Below are 9,255 nucleotides of genomic sequence, written 5' to 3'. Positions count from 1 at the left end.
CTCGGGCGCGAGCAGCGCGCCGGAGGCGGCGTCGCGGACCGTGATCGCGGACATCGGGCACATGTCGGCGGCGTCGATGACCGCCTCGTCGGGTGCGGTCTCCGGGGCCAGGGCGGACGCCTTGCCGGCCCGGATCTCGATCTGGCGGGGGGCCGCGCCGGCACAGACCCCGGTACCGATGCAGGCGTCCCGGTCGACGGTGACCGTCCACCGGGTGTCCACAGCGGTCACCAGGCCACCAGCAGCTTGTTCGGGCCCCGGACCAGCAGGCCGGACTTCCACGACACGCCCGCGTCGCCGTCGGCCAGGCTCAGCTCGGGGAACCGGTCCAGGATGGTGTGCAGGGCCACCTGCAGCTCCATCCGGGCGAGCTGCGCGCCGAGGCAGTGGTGCGGGCCGTGGCCGAACGCGACGTGCGGGTTCTGCTCGCGGGTGAAGTCGAAGGTCTCCGGGTTGTCGAAGATCTCCGGGTCCCGGTTGGCCCCGGGCAGCGAGACCAGCACCGGCTCGCCGGCGCGCACGGTGATGCCGCTCAGCTCCACGTCCTCCACCGCGTACCGGGGGAACATGGCGGCCGGGTTCAGCGGGATCATCCGCAGCAGTTCCTCCACGGCCGCCGGCACCAGGCTCCGGTCGGCGCGCAGCTGCGCCATCAGCTCCGGGTGGGTGAGCAGCGCGTAGACGAAGTTGGGGATGTGCGTGGAGACCGTCTCGACGCCGGTGAGCAGCAGCCCGACCCCGGCGATGGAGAGCAGTTCCTGCTCGGTCAGCCGGTCGCCCTCGTCGCGGGCCTTGACCAGCGCGCCGAGCAGGTCGTCGGTGGGCTGCTCGCGGCGCTGGGCGACCAGCTTGCCCATGTAGCCGAAGAGCTGCTCGGCGTAGACCATCAGCTGCTCGCTGGTGCTGGTCAGCCCCTCGGTCCAGATCCGGAACTGGGCCCGGTCCTCGAACGGCACCCCGAGCAGCTCGCAGATGACGGTGATCGGGTACGGCAGGGCGAACAGCTCGACCAGGTCACCCGGGGAGCCCTTGGCGATCATCTCGTCGACGTACTCGTTGGCGATGCGCTGGGCGCCCTCGCGCATCTCGTTGACCCGGCGGGCGGTCAGCGCCTTGCCGGCGAGCTTGCGCAGCCGGGTGTGGTCCGGCGGGTCGAGGCCGATGATGCCCTCGTAGGTCATCTCCTCGCGGGTGCGGGGCTGGTCCTTGCCCTGCGCCGCGGCCCGGCTGAACCGCGGGTCGGTCAGCACGGTCTTGACGTCCTCGTACCGGGTGGCGAGCCAGGACACCTCGCCGTACGGCAGTTGCACCCGGGCCAGCGGCTCGGTGCTGCGCAGCAGCCCGTAGACGGGGTCGATGTCGATCCCGGGCGCCTCGCTGAACGGATATTTACGGATCTCCTGATCGATCGTCACGGAGCACTCCCTCGGGTCGCACCGGGCGCACGTGATCCGGCGCTGGCATCGGTGTCTGCACGGCCGCTCGGTGCGGTACGGCGTATCCGGGCGACACGCCGGGCGCCGGCCGGACCAGGCGAGGGATACGTAATCAGGAAAGGAAATCCACCTACACCCCCGCGACGCCCCTAGCCTCCCCCTACCGGCTGCGCTAAGGGGCGGCTCTGGGGTTCCGCTAGGGGTCCGGGCGGACGGGCCGCCACTAGCGTGTGGGCGAGGCAACGCGCTGTTGACCGTCGAGCGATTCTCGCGGGCGCGCACCGGTGATTGAGTCACGCCACGTCGGTGGGCGCAACCCCCCATGGAGGATGGTTGATGTCCCTGCTCGTTTCCACGACCGCCGATCCGGGGCGGTTCCACTCCTTCGGGCCGCACCACATCGAAGAGCTGGGCGGCCGGTACGGATTGTCGGCCGACAATCTGCACGCGATCCGCACCATTTCCCAGGTGCTGCCCTTCCGGGTCAACGAGTACGTCCTGTCGCACCTGATCGACTGGGACCGCATCCCGGACGACCCGATCTTCCGGCTGGTGTTCCCGCAGCGCGGCATGCTCGCCGCCGACGACGAGCGGATCGTCGGCGACCTGCTGCGCGCCGGTGACCGTAAGGGGCTGCGCGGGGAGGTGGCCCGGATCAGGGCGGGGCTCAACCCGCACCCGTCCGGGCAGCAGCAGCACAACGTGCCCAGCCTGGACGGTCAGGAACTGCCGGGCATGCAGCACAAGTACCGGGAGACGGTGCTGTACTTCCCGCAGCAGGGGCAGACCTGCCACGCGTACTGCACCTACTGCTTCCGGTGGGCACAGTTCGTCGGGGACGCCGACCTGCGGTTCGCCGCGCCCGGCCCGGAGCAGTTGGTGAGCTACCTGCACCGGCACCCGGCGGTGACCGACGTGCTGGTCACCGGCGGCGACCCGATGATCATGTCGACGGAGCGGCTGCGCAGCCACGTGGAGCCGCTGCTGGCGGTGGACACGGTGCGCACCATCCGGTTCGGCACCAAGGCGGTCGCCTACTGGCCGTACCGGTTCGTCTCCGACAGCGACGCCGACGACCTGCTGCGGCTGTTCGAGCAGGTGGTCGCGTCGGGGCGCAGCGTCGCGGTGATGGCGCACTTCAGTCACCCCCGGGAGCTGGCCACCGAGGTCGCCACCCGGGCCATCGCCCGGATCAGGTCGACCGGGGCGGTGGTCTACTGCCAGGCCCCGCTGATCCGCTACGTCAACGACGACGCCCGCGCCTGGAGCGAGATGTGGCGGGCGGAGCTGGCCGTCGGCGCGGTGCCCTACTACATGTTCGTCGAACGGGACACCGGTCCCCGGGACTACTTCCAGGTGCCGCTGACCCGGGCCGCCGACATCTTCCGTACCGCGTACCAGGATCTGCCCGGGCTGGCCCGGACGGTGCGCGGACCGGTCATGTCGGCCACCCCCGGCAAGGTCCTCGTCGACGGCGTCGAGCGGACCCCGGACGGCGACTTCTTCCAGCTCCGGCTGATCCAGGCCCGCGACCGGCGGCTGGTCGGCCGGCCGTTCCGGGCCCGCTGGTCGGCCGACGCGGCCTGGCTGAGCGACCTGGAGATCGACCCGAGCGCCCCGGCGGACATCCTCGCCGCGGTCAGCCCCAGCGCGGCCCGCCCCGGCGCGGCCGTCACCGCCTGAACGACCCACCGACCCGAAGGGAGCTGGCGATGGCCGGCCGGAAGATTTCGCCCAACCTCGCGCTCGACCAGCTGGTCGCGCAGCGCATCGCCGCGGGCGAGTCCATCGTGCACCTGGGCTTCGGCGAGTCCCGCCTGCCGGTGTTCCCGCCGCTGCTGCGGGCGCTGACCGAGGGCGGCGACCGTAACGCCTACGGGCCGGTGGTCGGCGATCCCGCCACCCTGGACGCGGTGGCCGGGTACTTCTCCCGCCGCCGGCTGCCCACCGAGGCCGACCAGGTGATCATCGCGCCGGGTAGCAAGCCGCTGCTGATGGCCCTGCAACTGGTCGTCGGCGGGGACACCCTGCTCGCCGCGCCGAGCTGGGTCACCTACGCCCCGCAGGCCCGGCTCGCCGGCCGGACCGCGCTGGGGGTGCCGGTCCCCGAGTCGTGCGGCGGGGTGCCCGACCCGGCGGCGCTGCGGGAGACGGTCCGCGCCGCCCGGGTGCTCGGTCACGACCCGCGCATCCTGGTGCTCACCTCGCCGGACAACCCGACCGGCACGCACGCCCCGGACGACCTGGTCCGCGAGCTGTGCGCGATCGCCGAGGAGGAGGACCTGCTGATCGTCTCGGACGAGATCTACCGGGACATCCTGCACACCCCGGGCACGGACCTGCTCTCCCCCGCCGAGGTCGCACCCCGGCGGACCGTGGTGCTCACCGGGCTCAGCAAGAACCTGGCGCTCGGCGGCTGGCGGATCGGCGCGGCCCGGTTCCCGGCCGGCGGGTGGGGCGAACGCCTCCGCGCCGACGTCGCCTCGGTGGCCAGCGAGATCTGGTCCACCCTGGCCGGGCCGATGCAGTCGGTCGCCCGGTACGCCTTCGCCGAGCCGCCGGAGATCCGTGAGCGGCTCACCGAGGACGCCGCGCTGCACGGCGCGGTGGCCGGCGCGGTGCACCGGATCATGGTGGAGGCGGGTGCCACCTGCCGGCCGCCGACCGGCGCGTTCTACGTCTACCCGGACTTCGCGCCGCTGCGCGAGCCGTTGGCCGAGCAGGGCATCACCGACGGCGCCACCCTGCAGCACTACCTGCTGGAGGAGCTGGGCGTGGCGGTGCTGTCCGGCCACCACTTCGGCGACCGGCCGGAGGCGCTGCGGTTCCGGGCCGCCACCAGCATGCTCTACGGCGACACCCCGGAGCAGCAGCGGCAGACCCAGACCGCCGCCGACCCGCTGACGGTGCCGCACGTCGCCGACGCGTTGGTCCGCATCGAGCAGGCCCTGGCCAAGCTCCCCCGGTGACCCGCCCCGACTCCCCCGCCGACCGCGCCGGTGCCGGTCTGCCCCGACGACAAGGACGCCCCAGATGACCAGCGCGATCGTCTTTCCCGGGATGGGTCCGTGCGACTTCGCCGACGTCGCGAAGTTCATGCTCATCGACCGGGACGCCCGCGAGCTGCTCGCCACCGCCAGCGACGCCCTCGACTACGACCTGTTCGCCCGCTACCGCGACAGCGACAGCGACTATTCCGAGTACGCCCAGGTGGCCTTCCTGGTCAACTGCGTGGCGTTGGCCCGGTGGGCGGAACGGACCATGGACCTGCGGCCGGACCTGATCGCCGGGCCCAGCTTCGGTGGCAAGGCCGCCGCCGTGTTCAGCGGTGCGCTGGACTTCGCCGAGGCGGTCCGGATGACGGCGCGGCTGTCCCGGATCGAGACGGAGTACTTCACCGCCGAGCAGCGGGGCGTGGTGACGATGTCGTTCGTCCGGACCCCGGCCGAGCGGCTGCGGGAGATCCTGGCCGAGCTGGACGAGGCCGGCGAGTGGTACGAGATCTCCTGCTACGTGGACACCGACTTCTGGATGGTGACCCTGCACGAGGGGCGCACCGACTGGTTGGCGCAGCGGCTGCGGGCCGGCGGCGGGCTGCCGCTGTACGTGATGGATCCGCCGCTGCACGCCGCCGCGTTCGGGCCGCTGCGCGACCGGGTGGAGGCGGAGCTGTTCGGGTCGCTGCGCTTCACCGACCCGCAGATCCCGGTCGTCGCCGACCAGGACGGCACGGTACGCACCACCGCCGACGGTGTCCGGACGATGCTGCTCGACGGGATCGTCACCCCGGTGCGCTGGCCGGAGGTGGTCGCCACGTTCCAGCGGTCCGGGGTGCAGACGGTGCACGTCTGCGGGCCGGACCGGTTGTGGGGCCGGGTCGGCGCCACCGTCCGCAACTTCCGGACCACCATCGTGGACCCGCGACGGGCGATGCGGCCGATCCGTCGCGCCGTGGCCGCCTGAGCGCCGGTAGAGCACGGAGGACGAGATGACCCAGCACACCGACTACGCCCTGCACGGCCGGTTCCTCCAGGGGCTGGCCGCGGCACCCCGGGCCACCGCCCTGCACCTGCCGTCCGGGCCGGTCAGCTACGAGGAGCTGCACGCCACCGCGCTGCGCTGGGCGGGGGCGCTGGCCGCCGGGCCGGACGGTCCGCCCCGGGTGGTCGGCATCCTGGCCGGCAAGACCCTGGAGTCGTACGCGGGGCTGCTGGCCACCCTGTACGTCGGCGCGACCGCCGTACCGCTGCACCCGGAGTTCCCGGCTACCCGGACGGCGGGGATGCTCACCGCGTGCGGGGTCTCCACCCTGCTGCTCGACGAGGCCGGGTTGGCGGTCCGGGCGGAGATGGGCGACGCGGTCGCCGGGGTGCCGGTGTTCGCGCCGGTGGTGGACCCGCGCGGCAGCGGCACCGGCCCACGGCTGCCGGTGGTCGGGGCGACGCCGCTGGCCGCACCCCGTCCCGCCGGCCCGGACGACGTGGCCTACGTGCTGTTCACCTCCGGGTCGACGGGGCGGCCCAAGGGGGTGCCGATCACCCACGGGAACCTGCGGCACTACTTCTCGGTCCTGGACGACCGGTACGACTTCGGCCCGGACGACCGGTTCTCCCAGTCGTTCGACCTGAACTTCGACTGCGCGATGTTCGACCTGTTCTGCGCCTGGGGTGCGGGGGCGAGCGTGCACCCGGTGCCGCCGGCGGCGTACCGGGACGTGCCGGCGTTCGTGGCCGAGCGGGGTCTGACCGTGTGGTTCTCCACCCCGAGTGCGATCACCCTGGTCCGGCGGACCGGCCGGTTGGCTGCGGCGGCGATGCCGTCGCTGCGGTGGAGCTTCTTCGCCGGGGAGGCGCTGCACGCGGCCGACGCGGTGGACTGGCAGGCTTCGGCCCCCGGGTCGACGTTGGAGAACATCTACGGCCCGACCGAGCTGACCGTGACCATCACCGGGCACCGCTGGTCGCCGCAGACCTCGCCGGGGTTGTGCGTCAACGGGCTGGTTCCGATCGGGACGCTGCACGACGGGCACGACGGGGTGCTGCTCGACGCCGACGGCGCGGCCAGCGAGGTGGAGGGGGAACTCTGCATCACCGGCCCGCAGCTCACCCCCGGCTACCTCGACCCGGCCGACGACGAGGGCCGGTTCCTGCTGCGCGACGGCCGGCGCTGGTACCGCACCGGGGACCGGGTCCGGCGGTTGGACAACAAGGAACTGATCTACCTGGGCCGGCTCGACTCGCAGGTGCAGGTGCACGGCTGGCGGGTGGAGCGGGCCGAGATCGAGCACGCCCTGCGGGGCTGCCCCGGCATCGAGGACGCGGTGACCGTGGCCCGTGCCGGGGCCGGCGGCACCGAGCTGGTGGTCTTCTACACGGGTGCGCCGACGGCCCCGGCGGAACTGTCCCGGCAGTTGCGGCAGATCCTGCCCAAGGGGATGCTGCCGCGCTCGTACCGGCACGTGCCGGAGTTCCCGTTGAACTCCAACCGCAAGGTGGACCGGGCCCGGTTGGCCCGCGAGGCCGCCGAGGGCTGACCCGGACGATCGACGCTGTTACGCCGACATGGCGGCATCCGAGGACTCGGATGCCGCCATCTCGCTGTGCTGGCGGTGACGCAGAGAAAAGCCCCTGGCCGGTCCCCCTCCTGAAGGGACCGGCCAGGGGCCGTCAGGGGCCGGGTCAGCGCTGCGCGGGCTGTCCGGCGCGCTCGGCGAGGGCCCGCCGGTCGATCTTGCCGTTGGCGTTGACCGGCAGCTCGTCGATCACCCGGACCTGCTGCGGCACCATGTAGTCGGGCAGCGCCTCCAGGCAGAACGCGCCCAGCTCCATCTCCTCCACGCCGGAGACGCCCTCGTCGAGCACCACGAACGCGGCCAGCACCGGGTCCCTGCCCTCCTGGGGCAGCATCAGCGCGGCGGCCCCGGCGATGCCCGGGAACTCCCGGACCCGGCGCTCCACCTCGCCCAGCTCGACGCGGTTGCCGCGCACCTTGACCAGGGAGTCGGCCCGGCCGGTGAAGTACAGCTCCCCACCCTCGCCCCGGTAGGCCAGGTCGCCGGTGCGGAAGACGACCTGCCCGGTGGCCGGGTTGAGCGGGTCGGGAACCAGCGCGGCGGCGGTGGCCTCCGGGTCGTTCCAGTAGCCGTGGAACAGGGCGGCGCTGCGCAGGTGGATCTGCCCGACGACACCCGGGGAGTCGACCGGCCGCCCGTCCTCGTCGATCAGCAGCATCTCCGCGCCCGGGTGGGCGTGGCCGATGGAGATCCGGTCGACGTCGTCGGGCAGCGGGTTGGGCACGTCGGTGAAGGACGCGGCGATGGACTCGCTGCTGCCGAAGCAGTTGACCACCCGGGCGTGCGGCAGGGCGCGTTGCAGCTCGCGCATCTCGGGCAGAGGGAAGTTCTCGCCGGAGTAGAGCACCCCACGGATCTGCTCACCGAGCGCGGCCAGCCCGGCGAACTCGTGCCGCAGCACCCCCCGCCAGATCGACGGCACGCCGTTGACCTGGGTGGCGCCGCTGTCGGCGAGGAACTGCACGAAGCGGCGCGGCCAGCGCAGCAGCGAGCGGGGCACCGGCACCACGGCCGCGCCGCTGCCCAGCGCCAAGCCGATGTCGAGCAGCGAGAAGTCGAACTGCAACGGCGAGGTGGTGGCGACCCGGTCCTCGGCGGAGACGATGCCGTGCCGCAGCATCCCCCGGAAGAAGGCGAGCACGCCCCGGTGGCTCATCACCACGCCCTTGGGCCGGCCGGTGGTGCCCGACGTGAAGATCATGTAGGCCGGGTCGGTGGGCACCAGTTCCCGGCGGTGCCGGGTGCGCGGCGCGGGCGCCCGCTCGACCTGGATGCCGTCCGGGCCGAACCGGGCGGTGCCCAGCGGCGCGGGCACGCCCTCGCGGCGGCCGTCGACGGGTTGCAGGTGCAGCGCGGCGGCGGTGCTCTCGGCGATCAGCGCGAGCCGCTGGGCCGGGGTCTCCGGGCTGACCGGGATGAAGGTCAGGCCCAGCGACGAGCAGGCCAGGAAGACCGCGATGGCGGTCGGGGAGGTGTCCGACTCCAGGATCACCCGGTCGCCGATGTCGAGGCCGAGTTCGTCGAGGGCGGCGGCGTAGCCGTCCACCCGCTGGGCGAGCTGACGGTACGAGATGGAGCCGACCTCGCCGCCGACGGCCTGGATGACGGCCGGCTTGTCGGGCGTCAGCCGGGCGCCCGCCAACAGGAACTCGTGCAGCGTCTCCACGGAGGCGTGCGTGCGCGCGAAGTTCTCTCGACTCATGGCCGGAGCGTATCGGCGGCCCCGCCGGCCCCCACCCGCATCGACCCCCCTAACGACCCCTTACCCGGGCGGGCCGGCGGCCGGGAGATTGTCGGGTCGTCAGCCCCCGTGGGGCGTTGTTAGCGTCTTCTCACCCTGCACCGGAAGGAATCGCGGACATGTGGGATCAACGGTTCGAGGCCATCCTGCGCCAGCACCTGCCCTTCCTCGACCCCGAGGAGACGCTGCTGGCCGGCACCAGCCTGCGCGACTCCGGCCTGGACTCCCTCGCCATGGTCGAACTGCTGGCCACCCTGGAGAGCGAGTACGACGTGCGCTTCGTCGACGAGGCGATGTCGATGGAGACGTTCGCCACCCCGCAGACGTTGTGGAGCGTGCTGACCGACATGCGTGGCGTGCCCGCTCCCGTGTGAGCGGCACCCGTTCCGAGAAGTGCCCCGGGCCGCCACTGGTCACGGGGCCATTTGGCGGGGCGCCCGGGCGCGTCCGAGCGCGGCCCGCGCGGCGGGGTGGGGGGCGGGGGGGGGCAGCCCCCCCCCCGCGAC

General features: G+C 73.0%; 8 protein-coding genes. 5 read left to right on the top strand and 3 right to left on the bottom strand.

Annotated elements, in window-relative coordinates; all coding sequences use genetic code 11:
- Window positions 1-231, bottom strand: a 231-nt coding sequence (locus tag ACOJTC_RS28615) for a ferredoxin (protein ID WP_420119221.1), incomplete at its 3' end; no start/stop codon positions are given.
- Entirely contained in the window at window positions 228-1,415 is a 1,188-nt protein-coding gene (locus tag ACOJTC_RS28610; protein ID WP_204928163.1) for a cytochrome P450, read from the bottom strand. The genes ACOJTC_RS28615 and ACOJTC_RS28610, both read right to left, overlap by 4 nt.
- Window positions 1,416-1,772: 357 nt before the next feature.
- Here ACOJTC_RS28610 and ACOJTC_RS28605 point away from each other — a divergent pair, with 357 nt between their 5' ends.
- The 4 genes from ACOJTC_RS28605 to ACOJTC_RS28590 all read left to right on the top strand — a co-directional run bounded on the left by ACOJTC_RS28605 (window position 1,773) and on the right by ACOJTC_RS28590 (window position 6,969).
- Complete coding sequence (locus tag ACOJTC_RS28605; protein ID WP_420119220.1) at window positions 1,773-3,119, top strand: KamA family radical SAM protein; 1,347 nt, start codon at window positions 1,773-1,775, stop codon at window positions 3,117-3,119.
- 29 nt (window positions 3,120-3,148) lie between these two features.
- On the top strand, window positions 3,149-4,405 hold the full coding sequence (locus ACOJTC_RS28600) for a pyridoxal phosphate-dependent aminotransferase (RefSeq protein ID WP_420119219.1): 1,257 nt from the start codon (window positions 3,149-3,151) through the stop codon (window positions 4,403-4,405).
- A 64-nt stretch (window positions 4,406-4,469) separates the two neighbouring features.
- The gene (locus tag ACOJTC_RS28595; RefSeq protein WP_420119218.1) at window positions 4,470-5,399 is read left to right on the top strand and encodes an ACP S-malonyltransferase; all 930 of its coding nucleotides are present in this window, start codon (window positions 4,470-4,472) and stop codon (window positions 5,397-5,399) included.
- Between the two features lie 25 nt (window positions 5,400-5,424).
- Window positions 5,425-6,969 (top strand): AMP-binding protein, encoded by a 1,545-nt coding sequence (locus tag ACOJTC_RS28590; RefSeq protein WP_420119217.1) that lies wholly within the window; start codon window positions 5,425-5,427, stop codon window positions 6,967-6,969.
- A gap of 145 nt (window positions 6,970-7,114) precedes the next feature.
- On the opposite strand, the gene ACOJTC_RS28585 is transcribed toward ACOJTC_RS28590, so the two are convergent.
- Window positions 7,115-8,710: an AMP-binding protein gene (locus ACOJTC_RS28585; protein ID WP_420119216.1), complete on the bottom strand. Its 1,596-nt coding sequence runs from the start codon at window positions 8,708-8,710 to the stop codon at window positions 7,115-7,117.
- 158 nt (window positions 8,711-8,868) lie between these two features.
- On the opposite strand from ACOJTC_RS28585, the gene ACOJTC_RS28580 reads away from it, so the two are divergent.
- Complete coding sequence (locus ACOJTC_RS28580) at window positions 8,869-9,123, top strand: phosphopantetheine-binding protein (protein WP_088642125.1); 255 nt, start codon at window positions 8,869-8,871, stop codon at window positions 9,121-9,123.
- The last annotated feature ends 132 nt before the right edge of the window (window positions 9,124-9,255 follow it).

It is taken from the genome of Micromonospora sp. (assembly GCF_048594385.1).
GTDB lineage: Bacteria > Actinomycetota > Actinomycetes > Mycobacteriales > Micromonosporaceae > Micromonospora > Micromonospora wenchangensis.
The sequence above is the reverse complement of the archived record's forward strand: the minus strand, read 5'-3'. Positions and strand labels throughout refer to the sequence as shown.